20 protein-coding genes are annotated in these 20075 nt (G+C 69.1%); 11 read left to right on the forward strand and 9 right to left on the reverse strand.

Features of this window, described 5'->3' with window-relative positions:
• Positions 1–83 precede the first annotated feature (83 nt).
• Positions 84–1412, forward strand: a complete 1329-nt coding sequence (allB, locus tag ACFORO_RS42260; protein ID WP_377870277.1) for an allantoinase AllB — start codon at positions 84–86, stop codon at positions 1410–1412.
• A gap of 4 nt (positions 1413–1416) precedes the next feature.
• Positions 1417–2436, forward strand: coding sequence for an allantoicase (gene alc / locus ACFORO_RS42265; RefSeq protein ID WP_377870275.1), 1020 nt, complete (start codon positions 1417–1419; stop codon positions 2434–2436).
• Positions 2437–2521: 85 nt separating this feature from the next.
• Here alc and ACFORO_RS42270 read toward each other — a convergent pair whose 3' ends face one another.
• From ACFORO_RS42270 to ACFORO_RS42280, 3 genes are all read right to left on the reverse strand, one after another.
• A complete protein-coding gene (locus tag ACFORO_RS42270; RefSeq protein ID WP_377870274.1) occupies positions 2522–4606 on the reverse strand; it encodes a WXG100 family type VII secretion target in 2085 nt (694 codons plus the stop codon).
• Positions 4603–4935 carry a type VII secretion target gene (locus tag ACFORO_RS42275; protein ID WP_354737222.1) on the reverse strand — a complete coding sequence of 111 codons (333 nt, stop codon included), beginning with the start codon at positions 4933–4935 and terminating at the stop codon, positions 4603–4605. Before ACFORO_RS42275 ends, ACFORO_RS42270 begins: the two co-directional genes overlap by 4 nt.
• A gap of 137 nt (positions 4936–5072) precedes the next feature.
• Positions 5073–5249: a hypothetical protein gene (locus tag ACFORO_RS42280; protein WP_167545671.1), complete on the reverse strand. Its 177-nt coding sequence runs from the start codon at positions 5247–5249 to the stop codon at positions 5073–5075.
• A gap of 70 nt (positions 5250–5319) precedes the next feature.
• On the opposite strand from ACFORO_RS42280, the gene ACFORO_RS42285 reads away from it, so the two are divergent.
• From ACFORO_RS42285 to ACFORO_RS42295, 3 genes are read left to right on the forward strand one after another with little or no spacing between them, the layout of a single operon-like run.
• Positions 5320–5484, forward strand: coding sequence for a ribbon-helix-helix protein, CopG family (locus ACFORO_RS42285; protein ID WP_354737220.1), 165 nt, complete (start codon positions 5320–5322; stop codon positions 5482–5484).
• Between the two features lies 1 nt (position 5485).
• Positions 5486–5812 (forward strand): VOC family protein, encoded by a 327-nt coding sequence (locus tag ACFORO_RS42290; RefSeq protein WP_354737218.1) that lies wholly within the window; start codon positions 5486–5488, stop codon positions 5810–5812.
• Positions 5809–6630 (forward strand): class I SAM-dependent methyltransferase, encoded by an 822-nt coding sequence (locus ACFORO_RS42295; RefSeq protein ID WP_377870271.1) that lies wholly within the window; start codon positions 5809–5811, stop codon positions 6628–6630. The genes ACFORO_RS42290 and ACFORO_RS42295 overlap by 4 nt, the downstream gene beginning before the upstream one ends.
• On the opposite strand, the gene ACFORO_RS42300 is transcribed toward ACFORO_RS42295, so the two are convergent.
• The 4 genes from ACFORO_RS42300 to ACFORO_RS42315 all read right to left on the reverse strand — a co-directional run bounded on the left by ACFORO_RS42300 (position 6623) and on the right by ACFORO_RS42315 (position 9851).
• Entirely contained in the window at positions 6623–7117 is a 495-nt protein-coding gene (locus ACFORO_RS42300) for a DUF6228 family protein (RefSeq protein ID WP_377870270.1), read from the reverse strand. The genes ACFORO_RS42295 and ACFORO_RS42300 overlap by 8 nt on opposite strands.
• Before the next feature lie 30 nt (positions 7118–7147).
• Complete coding sequence (locus ACFORO_RS42305) at positions 7148–7624, reverse strand: CoA-binding protein (protein ID WP_354737212.1); 477 nt, start codon at positions 7622–7624, stop codon at positions 7148–7150.
• Positions 7621–8907: an O-acetylhomoserine aminocarboxypropyltransferase/cysteine synthase family protein gene (locus ACFORO_RS42310; protein WP_377870269.1), complete on the reverse strand. Its 1287-nt coding sequence runs from the start codon at positions 8905–8907 to the stop codon at positions 7621–7623. The genes ACFORO_RS42305 and ACFORO_RS42310 overlap by 4 nt, the downstream gene beginning before the upstream one ends.
• Positions 8908–8996: 89 nt before the next feature.
• Complete coding sequence (locus ACFORO_RS42315; protein ID WP_377870268.1) at positions 8997–9851, reverse strand: putative RNA methyltransferase; 855 nt, start codon at positions 9849–9851, stop codon at positions 8997–8999.
• A gap of 174 nt (positions 9852–10025) precedes the next feature.
• Here ACFORO_RS42315 and ACFORO_RS42320 point away from each other — a divergent pair, with 174 nt between their 5' ends.
• From ACFORO_RS42320 to ACFORO_RS42335, 4 genes are all read left to right on the forward strand, one after another.
• Positions 10026–11393 carry an ammonium transporter gene (locus ACFORO_RS42320; protein ID WP_344285998.1) on the forward strand — a complete coding sequence of 456 codons (1368 nt, stop codon included), beginning with the start codon at positions 10026–10028 and terminating at the stop codon, positions 11391–11393.
• On the forward strand, positions 11390–11728 hold the full coding sequence (locus ACFORO_RS42325) for a P-II family nitrogen regulator (protein WP_043827775.1): 339 nt from the start codon (positions 11390–11392) through the stop codon (positions 11726–11728). The genes ACFORO_RS42320 and ACFORO_RS42325 overlap by 4 nt, the downstream gene beginning before the upstream one ends.
• A 3-nt stretch (positions 11729–11731) precedes the next feature.
• On the forward strand, positions 11732–14041 hold the full coding sequence (locus ACFORO_RS42330) for a [protein-PII] uridylyltransferase (protein ID WP_377870267.1): 2310 nt from the start codon (positions 11732–11734) through the stop codon (positions 14039–14041).
• 185 nt (positions 14042–14226) lie between these two features.
• Positions 14227–14604: a hypothetical protein gene (locus tag ACFORO_RS42335; protein WP_377870418.1), complete on the forward strand. Its 378-nt coding sequence runs from the start codon at positions 14227–14229 to the stop codon at positions 14602–14604.
• A gap of 199 nt (positions 14605–14803) precedes the next feature.
• On the opposite strand, the gene ACFORO_RS42340 is transcribed toward ACFORO_RS42335, so the two are convergent.
• Entirely contained in the window at positions 14804–15256 is a 453-nt protein-coding gene (locus tag ACFORO_RS42340) for a MarR family winged helix-turn-helix transcriptional regulator (RefSeq protein WP_377870266.1), read from the reverse strand.
• A 9-nt stretch (positions 15257–15265) separates the two neighbouring features.
• Positions 15266–17059 carry an ABC transporter ATP-binding protein gene (locus tag ACFORO_RS42345; RefSeq protein ID WP_377870265.1) on the reverse strand — a complete coding sequence of 598 codons (1794 nt, stop codon included), beginning with the start codon at positions 17057–17059 and terminating at the stop codon, positions 15266–15268.
• Between the two features lie 208 nt (positions 17060–17267).
• Between ACFORO_RS42345 and ffh the strand changes: the two genes are divergently transcribed.
• Positions 17268–18809, forward strand: coding sequence for a signal recognition particle protein (ffh, locus tag ACFORO_RS42350; RefSeq protein ID WP_354737598.1), 1542 nt, complete (start codon positions 17268–17270; stop codon positions 18807–18809).
• Positions 18806–19879 (forward strand): amidohydrolase family protein, encoded by a 1074-nt coding sequence (locus ACFORO_RS42355; protein WP_377870264.1) that lies wholly within the window; start codon positions 18806–18808, stop codon positions 19877–19879. The genes ffh and ACFORO_RS42355 overlap by 4 nt, the downstream gene beginning before the upstream one ends.
• Positions 19880–20075: the final 196 nt, after the last annotated feature.

Genomic DNA, 20075 nt, shown 5'->3' on the forward strand with positions numbered 1-20075 from the left:
GGCGTTGACGAGCCGGGAAGGACGTGTCTAATCTCGGTGGGCGAAAGACTATTTCCGTAACGTGGAACTGGAGGGTGCCGTCGATGGACCTCGTGGTGCGGGCCGCGCGTGCGGTGACCCCCGCCGGTCTCGGCCCGGCGACGATCGGTGTTGAGCACGGCCGGATCGTCGCGGTCGAACCCGGTGTCGTCGAGATGGCCGGTGCGCGGGTCGTTGACCTGGGCGAAGACGAGGTGCTGCTGCCCGGTCTCGTGGACACCCACGTACACGTCAACGACCCTGGCCGCGCCGAGTGGGAGGGCTTCGAGACCGCGACGCGCGCGGCCGCGGCCGGCGGTGTCACGACGATCGTGGACATGCCGCTCAACAGCCTGCCGCCGACGGTCGACGTGGCCGCGCTGGAGGTCAAGCGCAAGGCGGCGAGCGGCCGGGTGCACGTGGACGTCGGGTTCTGGGGCGGCGCGATTCCCGGCAATGAAGGCGATCTGCGCGGTCTACACGACGAGGGCGTCTTCGGCTTCAAATGCTTCCTGCTGCACTCCGGCGTCGACGAGTTCCCCCCGCTGGACGCGGCCGGCCTGGAATCCGCGCTGCGCGAGCTGAAGTCGTTCGACGCGCAGATGATCGTGCACGCGGAGGATTCCGAAGCGATCGACGCGGCCCCCGATCCGCACGGCGAGAAGTACCACGACTTCCTCGGTTCCCGCCCGCGCGGCGCGGAAAACCTGGCCATCACGCACGTGATCGAGGCGGCCCGGCGCACCGGTGCCCGCGCGCACGTCCTGCATCTGTCCTCTTCGGACGCTTTGCCGCTGATCGCCAGCGCGCGCCGCGAGGGTGTCGCGCTGTCGGTGGAAACCTGTCCGCATTACCTGTCGTTCATCGCGGAGGAAATCCGGGACGGGGCAACGCAATTCAAGTGCTGCCCGCCGATTCGCGAGGCAGCGAACCGGGAATTGCTGTGGCAGGGTTTGGCCGACGGCACGATCGACACGATCGTCAGCGACCATTCGCCGTGCACGCCGGAGCTGAAACGCTTTGACACCGGTGATTTCGGTCTCGCCTGGGGCGGTATTTCCAGCCTGCAGCTCGGTCTGCCCGCGATCTGGACGCAGGCCCGCCAGCGCGGCTTCGGTCTCGTCGACGTGGTGCGGTGGATGGCCGAGCGCCCGGCCGCGCAGGTGGGGATGACGCGCAAGGGCAAGCTGGAAGTGGGCGGTGACGCCGATTTCTGTGTCTTCGCGCCGGATGAAGCCTTCGTCGTGGACGTCGCGAAGCTCGCGCACCGCAACCCGGTGAGCGCGTACGACCAGCGTCCGCTGGCCGGCGTCGTGCGCGGCACCTGGCTGCGCGGCGAGCCGGTGACCGGCGACGAGCCGAGGGGGACTTTGCTGACCCGGGGCAATTGCTGAAAAGATGGAGGAGCACGTGTCCGACCGTCCGGAGTGGACTACCCAGCCCGATCTGGCCTCGCGCCTGTTCGGGGGCACCGTGATGTGGGCGAGCGACGAACTGTTCGCCGAGAAGGAAAACCTGGTCAACCCGTGGCGGCCGGCGCACCGCGCCGAAACGTTCGGCCCGAAGGGCCAGGTGTACGACGGCTGGGAGACCCGGCGGCACCGCGAACCCGGCGACGACCACGCCCTGGTCCGCCTCGGCCTCGGCGGCGTGGTGTCCGGCGTGGTGGTGGACACGGCGTTCTTCAAGGGCAACTACCCGCCGTTCGTGTCCGTGGCGGCGACGTCCGTCCCCGGCTACCCGAGCGCGGCGGAGTTGCAGGACGCGGACTGGGACGTCCTGGTCGACCACGAACCGGCGATCGGCGACTCGGAGAACTACTACAAGGTGACGTCCCCGCGTCGCTACACCCACGTACGCCTCACCCAGCACCCCGACGGTGGCGTCGCACGACTGCGAGTGCACGGTTCGCCCGTGCCGGACCCCTCGCTGCTTGACCCGCGCTCGCTGGACTTGGCAGCTTTGGAAAACGGCGCGGTCGTCACCGGATGCAGCGACATGTTCTATTCGTCGCCGAACAACATGCTGTCGCCGGGCCTCGCCGCGCACCAGGCGGAAGGCTGGGAAACCGCCCGCCGCCGCGACGACGGCAACGACTGGGCGACAGTGCGGCTGGCGGGCGCGGGCTTGATCCGGTTCGTGGAGCTGGACACCAGCAACCTCAAGGGAAACGCGCCCGGCTGGGCCTCGGTGAGTGGCCGCGTGGACGAGGGCGAGTGGGTGGAACTGTTGCCGCGCACCAGGTTGCAGCCCGACACCCGCCACCGCTTCGCCCTGGCGGACGACGGCCCCGAGGTAACGGAGATCCGCCTGGACATCTACCCGGACGGCGGCCTCGCCCGGCTGCGCCTCTTCGGCGAACTCAGCAAACGCGGCCGGGAAGCCGTGACGGCGCGATTCGCCGAGACGTCCGACTGAGTTCTTGGTCCGTGAAGGGCCCCTTGAAGGAATCAGATTCCTTCAAGGGGCCCTTCACGGCTGTTCCTGCCTCAACGGGGCACGACTACTCCCCGCCGCCCCCGTCAGCCGCGGGGTCCGGGTGCTCCTTGCGCCACTCCTCGTCGGAGATGTTCCAGGCTTCCTGCGCCTGCATCTGGATGTCGGTGATCGACTTGTCGAAGTTGACCGCGTCCTTGCCGACCCAGCCGGCGAAGTTCTTGCTGCTCTTGCCGTCGGCCAGGGTTTTCATGAAGGAGAACAGCCGGGGGTTCTTCTTCCACTGGTCCTCCGGCCACTTCATGACGTCCTTCCAGACGTTCTTGCCGCCGGTGAACTTCTTGATCTCGGGAAGGTCGAAGGCCGTCTGCATCCAGCCTTCGTGCTTCTTCATCCAGCTGAACTCGTAGGGCTTGAACGCGGACTGCGGGCCGGAGGAGCCCCCGCTCCCGCCGCCGCCCTGGTTGCCTTCTTGGTGGTTGTTACCGCCCGCGTTGTCTTCGTGGTGGTTGCCGCCGGTGTTGTTGTCGTGGTTGCTGCCGCCCGCGTTGTCTTCGTGGTTCGTGTTGTTGCCCGGCTGGTCTTCGTGGTGGTTGTTCCCGCCGGGGTTGTCTTCGTGATGGTTGTTGCCGCCCGGCGTGTCTTCGTGCGGGGTGTTGTTGCCGCCGGGGTTGTCCTCGTGGTGGTTGTTGCCACCCGGGGTGTTGTCGTGGCCGGTGTTGTTGCCCGGCGTGTTGTCGTGGTTGCCGCCGCCGGGGGTGTCCTCGTGGTGGTTGTTCCCGCCGGGGGTGTTGTCGTGGCCGCTGCCGCCCGGCGTGTTGTCGTGGTTGCCCCCGCCGCCCGGGGTGTCCTCGTGGTGGTTATTCCCGCCCGGGGTGTCGTGCGGGCGGTTGGGCGGCGGGTTGAAGTGCTGGTCCGCGGCCAGCCAGGTGTCGAACGGATCGTCCTCGTGCGGCTGGTTGTTCGGCCGCTCCTCGTGCGGGTTGTTGTTCCCGCCCGGCGCGTCTTCGTGATGGTTGTTCCCACCAGGGGTGTCTTCGTGGTGGTTATTGCCGCCAGGAGTGTCTTCGTGCGGGGTGTTGTTCCCGCCGGGGGTGTCCTCGTGGTGGTTGTTGCCGCCCGGGGTGTCCTCGTGCGGGTTGTTGTTGCCACCCGGGGTGTCTTCGTGGTGGTTGTTGCCGCCCGGGGTGTCCTCGTGCGGGTTGTTGTTGCCACCGGGAGTGTCTTCGTGGTGGTTGTTGCCGCCAGGAGTGTCCTCATGCGGCGTGTTGTTCCCGCCGTGGCCGCCCTGCCCACCGCCGCCCCCGCCGCCGTGGCCCCCGGAGCCCCCGGGGTTGAGGTCGGTCATCTCGTGGTTGTTGCCCCCACCGTGCGTCCCGCCGCCACCGCCGCGCGAGGGCTTGACCTTCTCCGCCAGCTGGGCCAGCCTGCTCGCGGTCCGCCCGCCGAGGCCGACCACCCGCGCGATCTTGGACGCCATCGTCAGCGCCAGCGAGATCCCCGACCGGATCACGTTGCCCACCCCGACCACGATCGACGCGCCGAACGTGAACGCCGCCATCGCGAGCGCGATCAGCATGGTCGCGATGACGTCGCCGAGGAACGTCGTGATCAGGTCGCGGATCAGCGACCGCACCACGGAGACCAGGGCCATCGTCGTCTTGACCACGTAGCCTGCGGCGTCGACCGCGTGCCCGGCACTGTCGATCTGGCCGCGTCGGTCGCCGATGTTCTTCTTGAACGCCTCGGCGCCGTCGCCCTGCCAGTTGGCGACCGTCTTCTGCAGCGTGGTGTCCAGGTCCTTCGCCGCGTTGCGCAGATTCTCGGCGGTCTTGTGCAGTTCCTCGGCCATCTTGTTGATCGCCTCGGGTTTGCCGGCGAGCTTGTCGAGGCCCTCTTTGAGGAACGAGATGTGCTCGATCAGCCAGCCGAGCCCGGCGGCGATGAGCTTGCCGAACGGGTCCATGACGAACGCGGCGGTGTCCGCGATCGCGCCGACGATCGACACGCCGATCTCGACGCCGACCGCGGCCGCGTCGCCGCCGTGCAGGTTCTGGATCTCCTGGATCGACGAGACGACGCTGTGCCAGCTGTCCGCGACGCCCGCGCCGGTCGTGCTGTTCGAGTCGGTGATGGGAACGACCGCGCTCATTTCACCTGCTCCGGCTTGAACTTGTCGAACGCCTTCGCGAGGTCCTGGTCGCCCTTGCTGTACTGCTCGCTGGCCTGGCGCGTCTTGTCCGCGCTGTCGGTCACGTCCTTCGCGACGCCGTGCAGGTTGTCGGACACGACCTTCAGCGCGATCCGCGCGGGAATGGCGAGCACCTGCGCGAGCACGACGCCGAACGCGTCGATGTCCCCGCCGTTGGCGTCGTCCACCGCCTTCGCGGAGTCGTTCACCGTCGGCACGGTCGTCTTGTCCATGTACTCGCTGAATTTGTGCAACTCGTCCGTGTGGACGGTGAAGCCGTTCCCTGCCACCAACACTCCTTCGCCTGCCGCGATCGGGCCGCGCCGAGTAGAGCAGCGGCGGCTGAACCGCAGGCGACGTCCGTGCGGACGAAGGTTGAACGAGAGTGCTTCCTGCCCGAGCGTCCGGGCCTGGCTGCCCTCGCGGGTCAGCCCCGGGCGCTCGGCCGGTTCAGATAAGCGGAGAAGGACGACAGCAGTGCCGCGACGCCGACGATCGCGGTGACCCACCACGGGCCGCCGCTCACCAGGTTGAACACGAACGCGGCAGCCATCAGGACGGCGGCGATGATGTTCCTGATCTGCAGCCCGGAGGGTTTCGCCATGTCCCCACCTTCTCATGGCGGCGGCGGGCGGGGCTTGTCCGCCGCTGGCTAGATTGCTAGCATCCTAGATATGGCCGGTGAAGAGGTCAAACAATTCAACGTCTACCTGCCGGTCGAGCTGATCAAGCAGGTGAAGTACCGGGCGATCGAGAACGAGCAGTCGCTGTCCGCGCTGGTCACCGCGGCTTTGCGGGCTTACCTCGATACCCCTTCCGCACAACGAGAGGACGGCTGACATGAGCGACGGCATCACCATGCTTTTCCTGGAGACGCACAACTGGGGCAAGACCGCGAAGTTCCTGCAGCGCGTGGGGTTCAGCCTCGATTTCGAGACCGACCACAACTCGGGCCAGCTGTCGAACGGCGACGGCGTGCCGGTGTTCGTCGCCGAGGTCCCCGAAAGCCAGGAGCCGCGCACGAGCGTGGTGGTCGCGGTGCCGGACGAGTCGGCCGACGCGGGGCTCGACGTCGTCACCCCCTTCGAGGACACCCACTACGGCACGCGCGAGATGACCGTGCGGGACCCGGACGGCCGGGCCTGGATCCTGCGGGCCCCGAAGTGAGCGAGCCGGACCACACCGCGGTGCGCGTCGCGTTGTGGCGCGCACTGCACGTGCTCGCCGATCCGCCGCCGCACGCGCTGGTCGACGAGATCGGCCTCCAGCTGGCGGATCCCGGCCCGGGCTGGCGGTCCCGGCCGGACATGGACCTCGGCTTCACCCAGCGGTTCCGCGCGGGAATCGCACTGCGCAGCCGGTTCGTCGAGGATCTGGTCCGCGAACGCGGGGTTTCGCAGTACGTCCTGCTCGGCGCCGGGCTGGACACGTTCGCGCAGCGGGAGCCGGAGCTGGGCGTGCGGGTGTTCGAGATCGACCAGCCGGGCACGCAGGAGTGGAAGCGGGAACGGTTGGCCGCTCTAGGGCTGCCGGCCCCGTACCGGTTCGTGCCGGTCGATTTCGAATCCGGCGAGCAGTGGCCGGAACGCTTGGTCGCCAACGGTTTCGAGCTCGCGAAGCCTGCTGTGGTGGCTTCGACGGGCGTCAGCATGTACCTGACCCGAGAGGCGAACGCCGCGACGTTGCGCGCGCTCGCCGGGTTCGCGCCGGGCACCGTGGTGGCGATGACGTTCCAGATGCCGGAGGAGTACCTGGACGGACCCGACCGCGCGGCCCGGGCAGCGGCGATGAAGGGCGCGAAGGCGGCCGGGACGCCGTTCGTGAGCTTCTTCGCGCCGGACGAGATGCTGGAGTTCGCGCGCGAGTGCGGTTTTCAGGACGTCCAGCACGTCAGTGCGGTTGAGTTGAACAAGCGGTATCTGTCCGGTCGTTCGGACGGGTTGGAGACGGCGGGGGAGGAGTTCCTGGTCGCGACGGTCAGCTGAACTCGGCTTCGCTGTACTCGACCGGAAACCCTTCGGCGGTAAGGAAAGCGTGCATCTGGGCGGCCAGGTCGTCTTTCTCCGCGCCAGCCTCCATCGAGGTCGTGACCGTGGCTTCCCACTCGCCGTACACGGAGTGCCGCCACGGCCGGATCGTCCACGCCAGTTCGACGCGACCGCCGGAGTGATAGGTCGCGGAGACGATCAGGTCGCGGTCGGCATTGACCCAGCGTCGCTCGCCTTCCCAGCCGCGGAAGTCGAGGTTGTCGAGGAAGCGGGCGAGGCCGCGACCCGTCACGAAGTTGGTGACGCCTTCCAGCCGGGCGTCGAGCCCAGGTGCCTGGACGCGTACGGTGAAGAACAGCCGCCGGTCGAGGTGGTGGGTCGCCGCGTGCCGTTCGCCGAAGCGCACCGAGACCGACTCGCCGACGAACACGACTTCGAGGTCGTCCAGGCGGGTCGTCTCGACCTCAGGGCGGTTCACGTTCACTCGCCAACCGTACTCAGGCCAGCACCCGGTTTACGGTGCCGTTTGCCGCCGGGAACTGATCACCCCGGTGTTGAACCCGGCGAGATGCAACCCGCCCGCGAACCGCGCGTGCTCGATCTTCACGCAACGGTTCATCACCACGTCCAACCCCGCCTCGCGGGCGCGGTCCGCCACCGGTTCGTGCCACAACCCCAGCTGAAGCCACAACGTCCGCGCTCCGGCGTCGATGACCTCCTCGGCCACCCCGGGGAGGTCATCGTGCTTGCGGAACACGCTCACCAGATCCAGCTCACCCGGCACCTCCGCCAGCGACGGATACACCGGCCGCCCCAGCAACGTGTCGAGCCGCGGGTTCACGAAGTTGACCTCGTACCGCGTCGAAGACAGCAGATACGTCGCCACGAAGTAGCTCGGCCGCGCGGGATTCGCCGACGCGCCCACGACCGTCACCGATTTCGTGCGCCCCAGGAGCCGCCGCCGTTCGACCGCGCCGACGTCGTAGCTCATGCGTTCACCGCCTTGTCGAGGGCCTGGTCGAGATCCCACAGCAGATCGTCGACGTCCTCCAGTCCGACCGACAGCCGGATCAAGTCCGCGCCCACACCAGCCGCGGCGAGCTGGTCCTCGGACAGTTGCGCGTGCGTCGTCGAGGCGGGATGGATCACCAACGTCCGCGCGTCGCCGACGTTCGCCAAGTGCGACAACAGCTCCACCGACTCCACGAACTTCTCGCCCGCCGCGCGTCCGCCCTTGACCCCGAACGAGAACACCGCGCCCGGACCCTGCGGCAGATACCGCGCGGCCCGCTCGTGATCCGGATGATCCGGCAACCCCGCGTACGACACCCACGCGACCCGCGGATCCGCGTTCAGGTACTCCGCGATCGCCCGCGCGTTGACGACGTGCGCGTCCATCCGCTGCGGCAACGTTTCCACGCCCTGCAGCAGCAAGAACGCCGAATGCGGCGACAGCACCGCGCCGATGTCGCGCAACTGCTCCGCGCGCAGCCGCGTGCAAAACGCGTACTCGCCGAAGTTCTCCCAATACTTGAGCCCGCCGTAGCTGTCGACGGTCTCGGTCATCCGGGGGAAGTTTCCGTTGCCCCAGTTGAAAGTCCCGGCCTCGACGACGACCCCGCCGAGCGTCGTGCCGTGCCCGCCGAGGAACTTCGTCGCCGAGTGCAGGACGATGTCCGCGCCGTGCTCGATCGGGCGGCAGAGGTACGGCGTGGCGAGCGTCGCGTCGACCACGAGCGGGATGTCGTGCGAACGCGCGAGATCGGCCAGCCCGGCGAGGTCCGCGATCGCGCCGCTCGGGTTGCCGATCACCTCGGTGTAGATCAGCTTCGTGCGGTCGGTGACCGCTCTGGCGTACTCCTCGGTGTCGCCGTGCACGAATGTCGTCTCGACGCCGAACCGCGCGAGCGTCCCGGTGAGCTGCGTGACCGTCCCGCCGTACAGCCCGGCCGCCGACACGATGTGGTCACCGGACTCCGCGAGCGCCGAGAACGTGAGGAACTCCGCCGCCTGCCCGCTGGCCGTCGCGACCCCGCCGATGGCCCCTTCGAGACTCGCGACGCGCTCCTCGAACGCCGCGACGGTCGGGTTGCCGATCCGGCTGTAGACGTTCCCGTACTTCTGCAGCGCGAACAGGTTCGCCGCGTCGGCCGCGTCCTCGAACACGAAGCTGGTCGTCTGGTAAATCGGCACCGCACGGGCCCCGGTGGCGGGGTCGGGAGTGCCGCCGGCGTGCAGGGCGCGGGTGCGGAAGCCCCAGGTACGTTCGCTCATCGACCGCCACGCTACCCAGTGCCTCCGCCGCCGACCATCCCTCCCGAAGAGTGATCCGGCCAAGGTTCGTGAGGGGAACCCTGAGGGAATCAGAGTCCCCCAGGGTTCCCCTCACGGACTTCGGCACGCCGCCATACGCTTACTGAGACCGCCAGCGTCACGTCCCGCCCCGCTGCGGCGTCGAGCCGCTCCCGCCGCCCGTCCCGGTCGAGATGGAACCCCGCGGGCCCCATCGCCACGACATCCCGCACCTGCGCCGTGCTGAACGGCTGAGTCCGGACCACCTCGACCTCGGACTCCCGCACGAACAACCCGCCCAGCGCCGCTTCGAGCCGTTCTTCCTTCCGCGAGTCCACCGCGAGCACCAGATCGCCCAGCTCCGCGAGGTGTCCCGGCAACGGCGACGCCACCACCAGCTTCCCGCCCGGCGCGAGCACCCGGCGGAACTCGGCGGCATTCCGCGGCGAGAACACGTCCAGCACCACCGACGCCACCCCGTCGCCTACCGGCCACGGCTCCCACAGGTTCCACACCGCCGCACCGAGTCGCGTGTGCGCCCGCGCGGCCCGCCGCAGCGCGATCGCCGAGACGTCCAGCGCGAGGCCGACCGCGTCCGGAGCGTCGTCCAGCACCCGCGAGAGGTAATAGCCCGGCCCGGCACCGGCGTCGATGATCAACCCAGGAGCAGAACCAGCAGCGGAAGCGACCGCGTCGGCCAGCGGCGCGTAAGCACCGGAGGACAGGAACGCCGCCCGCGCGTCCACCATCGGCGCGGTGTCGGCCGTCCCCGCCGGGATGCGCGCGTGCAGGAGGTTGACGTAACCCTGCCGGGCCAGATCGAACGAATGCCGCCGCCCGCAGCGCAGCGTCCGGCCGGTCAGCGAGACCGGCTCCGCGCACACCGAACAGCGCAGCGCTTCGATCACCCGGTTAGGTAATGACATAGCGTAATTCGACCATGACGTTGCCTAACCGGACACTTCGCCCCCACTCCCCGGAAACGTCCCCGTAACAACCACCACGCCGGAGTTCACGAGCGGGAAACGTGAATCGAAGCCCGGCGAAACACCGGGGGCCAACACTTCCTCAGCAGTTGCCCACGGCACGGGAGGACGATTGTGCTGAACGCCGGAGACACCGCCTGGGTGCTGATCAGCGCCGCGCTGGTCATGCTCATGACCCCGGGCCTCGCGTTCTTTTACGGCGGCATGGTCCGCGCGAAGAGCGTTTTGAACATGTTGATGATGAACTTCATCGCACTCGCGATAGTCGGGGTGCTGTGGGTGCTCTTCGGGTTCTCGCTGTCCTTCGGCAACGACGCTTTCGGCGGCCTGGTAGGGAACTTCGACTACGCCGGCCTGTCGGACGCGTTCGGCAAGCTCGTCGGCCTGGCGAGCGAAGGCCCGCCCGCGGTTCCGTGGCCGGGTCCGGACGCATTGCCGCTGCTCGCGTTCTGCATGTTCCAATTGATGTTCGCGATCATCACCCCGGCGCTGATTTCCGGTGCCATCGCCGATCGCGCGAAGTTCTGGGGCTGGACGCTTTTCGTGACAATCTGGGTGATTGTCGTGTATTTCCCGGTCGCGCACTGGGTGTTCTCGTTCGACGGTTTCACCGGCAAGGACGCGGTGGGCGGCTGGATCGCCAACCAGCTCAAGGCGCTCGACTTCGCGGGCGGCACGGCGGTGCACATCAACGCGGGCGCCGCGGGTCTCGCCCTCGCGCTGGTGCTCGGCAAGCGCAAGGGCTGGCCGAAGGACACCGGCCGTCCGCACAACGTCCCGTTCGTCCTGCTCGGCGCGTCGCTGCTGTGGTTCGGCTGGTACGGCTTCAACGCCGGTTCGGCGCTCGGCGCGAACGACCTCGCGGGCGTCGCGTTCACCAACACCACCGTCGCGACCGCGGCCGCGGTGCTGGGCTGGCTGGTCGTGGAACAGCTGAAATTCGGCAAGCCGACCACGCTCGGCGCGGCTTCCGGCGCGGTCGCCGGTCTGGTCGCCATCACGCCCGCCTGCGGTTTCGTGAGCCCGCTCGGCTCGATCGCGATCGGCCTGATCGCCGGGGTGCTGTGCGCGCTGGCCATCTCGCTGAAGTTCCGCTTCGGCTTCGACGACTCCCTCGACGTCGTCGGCGTGCACCTCGTCGGCGGTCTCGTCGGCACCATCCTGATCGGGTTCTTCGCCACCAAGAGCGTGAACTCGGCGGGCGCGGACGGCCTGTTCTACGGCGGCGGCTTCAAGCAGCTGGGCATCCAGGTGGTCGCCGCGCTTGCGGTATTGGGCTACTCGTTCATCATGACCTTGATCATCGGCTTCGCGATCAAGAAGGCCGGCGGGTTCCGCGTCAGCACCGAGCACGAGGTCAGCGGCATCGACGAGGGCCAGCACGCGGAGAGCGCCTACGACTTCACCGGCATGGGCGGCCTCGGCCACTCGGCGACGTTCCCGGTCAAGCCCGTCACGAAACTCGAGGAGACCAAGGCATGAAGCTCATCACCGCGATCGTCAAGCCGTTCACGCTCGACGACGTCCGCTCCTCGCTGGAGCAGCTGGGCGTGCTCGGGATGACGGTGAGCGAGGTCCAGGGCTACGGCAGGCAGAAGGGCCACACCGAGGTCTACCGGGGTGCCGAGTACTCGGTGGATTTCGTGGCCAAGCTGAAGATCGAGGTCGTGGTGGACGACGTCGTCGTCGAGAAGGTCCTCGACGCGGTCACCACCGCCGCGCACACCGGGAAGATCGGCGACGGGAAGGTCTGGGTGACGCCGGTGGAGACGGTGATCCGCGTCCGCACCGGTGAACGCGGCACGGACGCGCTGTAGCCGATGACCGACGGGGGCGAACTCGCCCGAGCCACTGCGCTGCTGCTCGAAGGACGGCACGGAGCACCCGCACTGCGGGCGTCCCTGGTCGATCTGTACGAGTTCTGGCTCGGGAAAGGAGCGACGGCGGCCGGCGTCGACACCGCGGACCCAGGTGTCGCGCTGGTCGCCGTAGGGGGTTTGGGACGGCGCGAACTGGTGCCGTGCTCCGATCTCGATCTACTGTTGCTGCACAACGGAAACTCCGGGATCGGAGAGATCGCCGACGCACTGTGGTACCCGCTGTGGGACGCCCGGGTCGGCCTCGACCACTCAGTCCGAACCCCCGGCGAGGCCCTGAAAGTCGCCGCCGAAGACCTGCGCACCGCGCTAGGTCTGCTCGACGCCCGGCACCTGGCAGGCGACCCAGGCCTCACCGAACGCCTGGCCTCCGCCGCCCGCGACCAGTGGCGGCGCACCGCCCGCAAACGTTTGCCCGAGCTCGCCGAATCCGTCCACACCCGGTGGCGGCGCAGCGGCGAGATCGCCCAATCCGCCGAACCAGACCTGAAACACGGTCGCGGCGGCCTCCGCGACTTCGGTGTCCTGGAGGCCCTCGCGGCAGGCCAGCTCACCGCCCGCCCGGGCGAAGAACTGTTGGCAGCCAAGCAACTCCTGCTGGACGTCCGCACCGAACTCCGCCGCGAAGCCCGTCGCGAACGAGACATCCTCAACGCCCCCGACGCCGACGTCGTCGCACACGAACTGGAACTCGGCGACCGATTCACCCTGGCCCGCAAGCTTTCCGGCGCGGGACGGACCATCGCCTACGCCGTCGACGTCGCCCTCCGGTCCATTGTGGAACAACCACGCCCACGCTTCGGCCGACGCCCAGTCCGCCGCCCGCTGGCCGAGGGCGTCGTCCTGCACGGCGACGAGGTCGCACTGGCCCGAGACGCACTCCCGGCCCGAGACCCGGCCCTCCTGCTTCGCGCCGCGGCCGCCTCCGCCCGCACCCGAATGCCGATCTCGCCAGGCACTTTGCGCACCCTCGCCGAATCCGCCCCCGAGCTGCGCGAACCTTGGCCCGACGACGCCCGCAACGCGCTCGTCGAGTTGCTGGGCGCGGGGGAGGGCCTAGTCGACGCAGTAGAAGCCCTAGACCGCACCGGCTTATGGTCGCGGCTGTTCCCCGAATGGGGCGCCGTACGCGACCTGCCGCCGCGCTCGCCAGTACACCAGTGGACAGTCGACCGGCACCTGGTCCAGGCATGCGTCGAAGCAGCAAAACTGACCACCACCGTGTCGCGACCAGATCTGCTGCTCATCGGTGCCCTGCTGCACGACATCGGCAAGGGCCGCGACGTCGACCACTCGGAACTGGGCGCGAAGATCTCCGCGTCCGTAGCGCAACGACTGGGCCTCCCGCCCGCGGACGTCGCGACGGTCTCCGCCATGGTCCGCCACCACCTGCTGCTCCCGCACACCGCGACGAGACGCGACATCGGCGACCCGGCGACCATCTCGCGCGTGGTGAAAACCCTGGACGGCGACGTCGTCCTGCTGGAACTCCTGCACGCCCTGACCCGCGCCGACTCGCTGGCGACCGGCCCCGGCGTCTGGACCGACTGGAAGGACCGCCTGCTGGCCGAACTGGTCAGCGGCTGCGAGGAAGCCGTGCACGGCAAGGGTTTCACGCCCCCCGAGCCGTTGGACGACGACCAGCGCGAACTAGTCGCCGAGGCCGCTCGCACCGGCGTCGGCCAAATCCGGATCTCCGCCCACGGCAAGGTCGTCACGGCGCTATTGGCCGTACCCGCGGACCGCGAACTGCTGGCACCCGCAGCCGGAGTCCTGGCACTGAACTCGTTGGAGGTCCATTCCGCGGTCCTGCGAGAACACTCCGGTCGCGGCCGAGCAGGTGTCTTCACCGCGTCACCGAAGTTCGGTTCCCTGCCGGATCCCGCGCTGCTGCGGGAACAGTTCGCTCGCGCAGTCGCCGGAACGATGCCGCTCACCCAACGCCTGGCCGCGAAGGAACGCGACTACGCCACCGCGTCACCCGTCGTGGTCAAGCCAGTAGTCAGATGGTTCGACGACGAAACAAGCGGCCCCGACGCAGTAGTGCTGGAACTGCGCGCCGCCGACCGAATCGGCCTGCTGTTCCGCGTAGCAAGCGCCCTGCGCCGTGCCGAAGCAGACGTCCACTGGGCAAAAGCCGCAACCCTGGGCGGCGCGGTAGTGGACTCCTTCGCCCTCTCGCCACGCTCCGGCCACGTCACTCCACAGTGGCGAACCACCATCACCGACGCCGTCCTGACCGCCGTCTCCTGAAGGTCCGTGAAGGGCTCCTCGAAGGAATCTGATTCCTTCAAGGAGCCCTTCACGGACAGCTGGCCAGGGCAAGCAGACGCGGCCGGATTGCGCCATCCGGGCTCACCCATCCGGGGTGTCGGCATCGACAACCCCCATCCCGATGGCAGGATGGCAGGTCCGGGCAAGGGGGCGAGGTGAACGAGATGCGAGGCCAAGAGAACCTCCCAGAACTCTCCCTGCCCCCCACGGTCGTAGCCGGACACCTCCGCACCTGCGCGGAAGAGCTCTCCGCCCTCCTCCGCGGCGACGGATCAGCCGCCACCCTCGGCGAACTGTCCGAAGTGGTCACCCAGCTAGTCGCAGGCCAACACGCGCTCTCCCACGCACTGGCAGGCCTCGCGGGCCGCATGGACGTCCGCAACCCCGCGCTGGCCACCGTCTCGCCGTCCGAAGTGGAAGTCCTCACCGAAGTCCTCCAAGCCGCCGCCTGCGCGGTGAGCTGCTCCGCCGAGGAACTCGCCGACGCGGAACCGCTCTTCGAGTTCGCCAGCGACTCCGCGGGACCCGACACCCGAGTTTGAGTAGTCCTACTCAGCCCGGATTGAGGGACTTCACGCTGCCGCGCGCGTGTCCCGGGACGGCAGACTTCTCCCCAACGCCGGGTGGTCGAGGGGGAACCGCTCCGCGTGCCCGCGGCGGAAGGCCTCCTGGGGAGGTGAGCTCTTCCGCCACAGTTCCGGGGACGGCCGTGGGGAGCGGCCGCCCCGGAACTCCCGGGCCTCAGGAATCCGCGATCCGCGCCAGCAGCCCGGCCGCGAGCCGGAGCAGCTCCTGTTCGGTGGGGCTCAGCGTCCGCTCGAGGGCCGCGGCCAGCCAGGTCTCCCGTGCGATCGAGTACTGGCGCAGCTCCCGCAGCCCGGCCGGGGTGATGTCGATCAGCGACCGCCGCCCGTCCGCCGGGTCCGGGGTGCGCGTGATCAGCTCGCGTTCGGCCAGCGAGGCCAGGATCCGCGTCAGCGACTGCGGATGGATCCGCTCGGCGTCGGCCAGCTCGCCCGGCGTGTGCGTGCCGCCCCGGTACAGCCGCGAAAGCACCGCCAGCACGGCCGGTCCCGGAGCGGGCGGGCCCGCCTCGAAGCGCATCCGCCAGTTCAGCCGCCCGACGCCCTCGCGCACCGTCCGGGCCAGCGTCGCCAGCTCATCGGCCCGGTCCACGTCGGGTTCGGTCTCCATACCGCCAGATTAGGCGGTTTCCCCTCGCACCAACGCGGCATACCTCCCGTCCGCGGCCAGCAACTCCGCGTGCGTGCCCCGTTCGACGACCCTCCCCGCGTCCAGCACCGCGATCTGATCCGCGTGCTCCACAGTGGACAGACGGTGCGCGATGGCGATCGTCGTGCGCCCGGCGGCGAGCCGGTCCAGCTCCGCCTGCACCGCCCGCTCCGTGCGGTTGTCCAGCGAACTCGTCGCCTCGTCCAGGATCAGCACCGGCGGATTGCGCAACAGAATCCGCGCGATCGCCATCCGCTGCTTCTCCCCGCCGGAAAACCGGTACCCGCGTTCCCCGACGACGGTGTCGTACCCCTCCGGCAGCGCGGCCAGAGTGTCGTGGATGTGCGCGGCCTTCGCGGCGTTCTCCAGCTCCTCGTCGGTTGCGTCCGGCTTCGCGAACCGCAGGTTCTCCCGCACTGACGCGTGAAACAGATAGGTCTCCTGCGACACCAGCCCAACCCCGGCGGCTAGCGACGCGAGCGTCACGTCCCGCACATCGGTCCCGTCCACGCACACCTTCCCCTCGGTCACCTCGTACAACCGAGCGACCAGATAGGCGAGCGTCGTCTTCCCCGAACCCGTCGTCCCGACCAGCGCCGTCGTGGTCCCGGCGGGCACGTCGAGATCGATGTCGCGCAACGTCCACGGACCGTCATCGTCGTAGCGGAACGACACCCCGCGCATCGAAACCGTCCCGCCGTTCAGGACCAGCTCACGCGCGCCCGGCCGGTCGCCGATCTCCACCGGCAGATCGAGCACCTCGAAGATCCGCCCGAACAACGCCTTCGCCGACGCGACGTTCTGTCCCACGGTCTGCATCGCCGTCGCAGGCGCGAGCAGCCGGTTCAACATGCTGGTGAACGCGACGACGGTGCCCAGCGAGACCGGTGCCGCACCGCCCGCGATTTCAAGCCCGGCCGCCCAGTAGACCAGCGCCGGGACGATCGTCAGGCTCATCGACCGCGCCGCCCGCTGCCACCGCCCGGCCAGCGCGGCGCTGCGCTCCAGCGCCGCGACCTCGTGCGATTCCTCGGCGAACCGGTCGCGCATGAGCTTCGCGTTGCCCATCGTCTTGGCCAGCAGCACGCCGGTGACCGAAAGCGATTCCTCGACGATCGTGGTCAGCCGGGCCATCCGCCGGGTCCGGCCGCGGGCGAGCCTCCGCTGCTTGCCGCCGAGCCGCAGCGTGAACAGCAGGAACAACGGCACGACGACCAGCGACAACAGCGCCAGTTGCCAGTCCATGACCAGAATCGCCACCGCGATCGCCAGCGCCGTCGTGCCGTTCTGCACGATCGACGCGGCGGTCCCGGTCACGACGTTGTCCACGCCGCCGATGTCGTTGAAGACCCGCGACAGCACCTCGCCGGTCTTGGTCCGGGTGTAGAAGCCCAGCGACATCCGCTGCAGATGGCTGTAGACGGACACGCGCAGCTCGTTCATCACCCGCTGGCCGATGGTGTTGGACAGCCCGGTGGTCCGCACGCTCAGCGCCCCGGACCCGAGCGCGGCGGCGATCATCCCCATCGCCAGCAGGCTCACCAGCAGGGCGTCGCGGTGCGGAAGCGCGGTGTCCAGCATCTCCCGCAGCAGGAACGGCGAGGTGACGCCCAGCCCGGCCTGCACGACCAGCAGCGCGCACAGCCCGGCCAGCGCCCGCCGGTGCGGCCGGAACAGGCCCGCGATGCGGCGGAACGGCGCCTGCTCTTCCTCGTCTCCTGCCGGTTCGGCGAGCGTCGGACGCCGGGCAGTAGCTGATGTCATACGCCTATGTTTACTTAATTCCCGAGCCGGTGCGAGCGGTTTTCGCGTGGTTGACCTGTTGTCGCCCGGCCGGTTAATACGTGCACGCGTAGTACCCTTCCCGTACCCGTGAAGGCCGGGCGGCCGGGGCGGCTACCCTCGGAAGATGCCGGGGGTGCCGAGCACGCCCGGCACGCGAACTTTCGACCCAGCTGGAGCGTGCACCCCCGTGTTCGACACCCTCTCCGATCGGCTCACCTCGGCCCTGCAGTCGCTCTCGCGCAAGGGCCGGCTGTCCGACGCCGACATCGACGCCACCGCGCGCGAGATCCGCATCGCGCTGCTGGAAGCGGACGTCGCGCTCCCGGTGGTCAAGGCGTTCATCGCGAAGATCAAGGACCGGGCGAAGGGCGCCGAGGTCTCCCAGGCGCTGAACCCGGCGCAGCAGGTCGTCAAGATCGTCAACGAGGAGCTCGTCGGCATCCTCGGCGGCGAGACGCGGCGGCTGAACCTGGCCAAGAACCCGCCTTCGGTGATCATGCTCGCCGGTCTCCAGGGCGCCGGCAAGACGACGCTGGCCGGCAAGCTGGCGATGTGGCTGAAGAAGCAGGGCCACGCGCCGATGCTGGTCGCCTGCGACCTCCAGCGGCCGAACGCGGTCAACCAGCTGCAGATCGTCGGCGAGCGCGCGGGCGTCACCACGTTCGCGCCGGAGCCGGGCAACGGCGTCGGCGACCCGGTCGACGTCGCCCGCCGCGCGATCGAAGAGGCCAAGCACGCGCAGTACGACATCGTCGTGGTCGACACCGCCGGTCGTCTCGGTGTCGACGAAGAGCTGATGAAGCAGGCCGCGGACATCCGCGAGGCCGTGCAGCCGGACGAAGTCCTGTTCGTGGTCGACGCCATGATCGGTCAGGACGCGGTCACCACGGCCGAGGCGTTCCGCGACGGCGTCGGCTTCACCGGCGTGGTGCTCACGAAGCTCGACGGCGACGCCCGCGGTGGCGCCGCGCTGTCCGTCCGCGAGGTCACCGGCCAGCCGATCCTCTTCGCGTCCAACGGCGAGAAGCTCGAGGACTTCGACACGTTCCACCCGGACCGGATGGCCTCGCGCATCCTGGGCATGGGCGACGTGCTGACCCTGATCGAGCAGGCTGAACAGCACTTCGACCAGGAACAGGCCGAACAGGCCGCGCAGAAGCTCACCAGCGGGCAGCTCACGCTGGAGGACTTCCTCGAGCAGATGCTCGCCGTGCGCAAGATGGGCCCGATCGGCAACCTGCTCGGCATGCTGCCCGGCGCGGGCCAGATGAAAGACCAGCTCGCCTCGGTCGACGACAAGCAGCTCGACCGGCTGCAGGCGATCATCCGCGGCATGACGCCCGCCGAGCGCGCCGACCCGAAGATGATCAACGGCTCGCGCAGGCTGCGCATCGCGAACGGCTCCGGCGTGACCGTCCGCGAGGTCAACGACCTGGTCAACCGCTTCTTCGAGGCGCGCAAGATGATGGCGCAGATGGCGGGCCGGTTCGGCTTCGGCGGCGGAGGCGGCGGAAGCAAGAACCGCAAGGGCAAGAAGGGGAAGAAGGGCAAGAAGGGACCCACGCAGCCGAGGATGCGCGGCGGGATGCCCGGCGGCATGCCGATGCTGCCCCCCGGCGGCGGGATGCCCGGCGGGATGCCGGACCTGTCCCAGCTCGGCGGCATGAACGACGTGCCCGGCTTCGACCCGTCCAAGTTCAAGCTGCCGAAGGACCCGAAGAACAATTGAGCCCGCTGCACCTTTCCGGCACCGTCCTGCCCGGCGGCGAACCGCGTGACCTCTGGATCCAGGACGGAAAGCTGTCGTTCGAGCCGGTTCCCGGCGCGGAAACGCTGTCCGCCGGCGGATTCGTGGTCCCGGGACTCGTCGACGCGCACTGCCACCCGGGCCTCGGCCCGCACGGCGGACTGTCGGCGGAGGAGGCCGCGGACCAGGCCGCGACCGACCGCGACGCGGGCACGCTGCTGATCCGCGACTGCGGCCTGCCGCTCGACGTCCGGCCGCTGCAATCGCGCGCGGACCTGCCCACGATCATCCGCTGCGGACGGCATCTGGCGCTGCCCAAGCGGTACATCCCCGGGTTCGCGATCGAGCTGGACGACCCGGCGCTGCTGCCCGAAGCGGTAGCCGAACAGGCCCGCGACGGCGACGGCTGGGTCAAACTCGTCGGCGACTGGATCGACCGCGGCGAAGGCGACCTCGCACCGCTGTGGCCGGACGACGTGCTCGCCGAAGCCATCCGCGTCGCCCACGACCTCGGCGCGCGCGTCACCGCACACGTGTTCGGCGAAGCCGCGTTGCCGGGCCTGATCGGCGCGGGCATCGACTGTCTCGAACACGGCACCGCGCTGTCGCCAGACCAGCTGGCCGAACTCGCGCGCCGCGACGTCGCGTTGGTGCCCACGCTCATCAACATCGAGAACTTCCCGGGCATCGCGGACAAGGCAGGCAAGTACCCGACGTACGCGGCACACATGCGCGCGCTGCACGCCGGTGTCGGCGAAATGGTGTCCTCGGCGGTTGAAGCGGGCGTAAGCGTCTTCGCGGGCACGGACGCCGGCGGCATGGTCGCGCACGGCCGTATCGCCGACGAGGTCGAAGCGCTCCATCGCGCCGGGATGTCGCGTACGCAGGCACTCGCGAGCGCGTCCTGGGAAGCCCGCGAATGGCTCGGCCACCCCGGCATCGAGCACGGCGCCCCGGCCGACCTGATCGTTTACGCGGACGACCCGCGCGCCGACCTCGCCGCCCTGCACCACCCGACCCACATCGTCTTGGGCGGCACGGTCTTCCACTGACCGCCCCAATGCCACATTGGGTGCGTCAGACGCACCCAATGCGGCGTTCGGTGCGTCACATGCACCCAACGCCACATTGGGGTTTTCCCGCAGTGCGCGGGTTCTCGTCCCTCCCTGCAGACCCGGCACGCGATGCCGAGGTCCGGCGCGGTTGAAGTCCGTGAGGGGAACCCTGCGGGAATCAGATTCCCTTAGG

Source organism: Amycolatopsis halotolerans, assembly GCF_042647905.1.
Lineage (GTDB): Bacteria > Actinomycetota > Actinomycetes > Mycobacteriales > Pseudonocardiaceae > Amycolatopsis > Amycolatopsis halotolerans.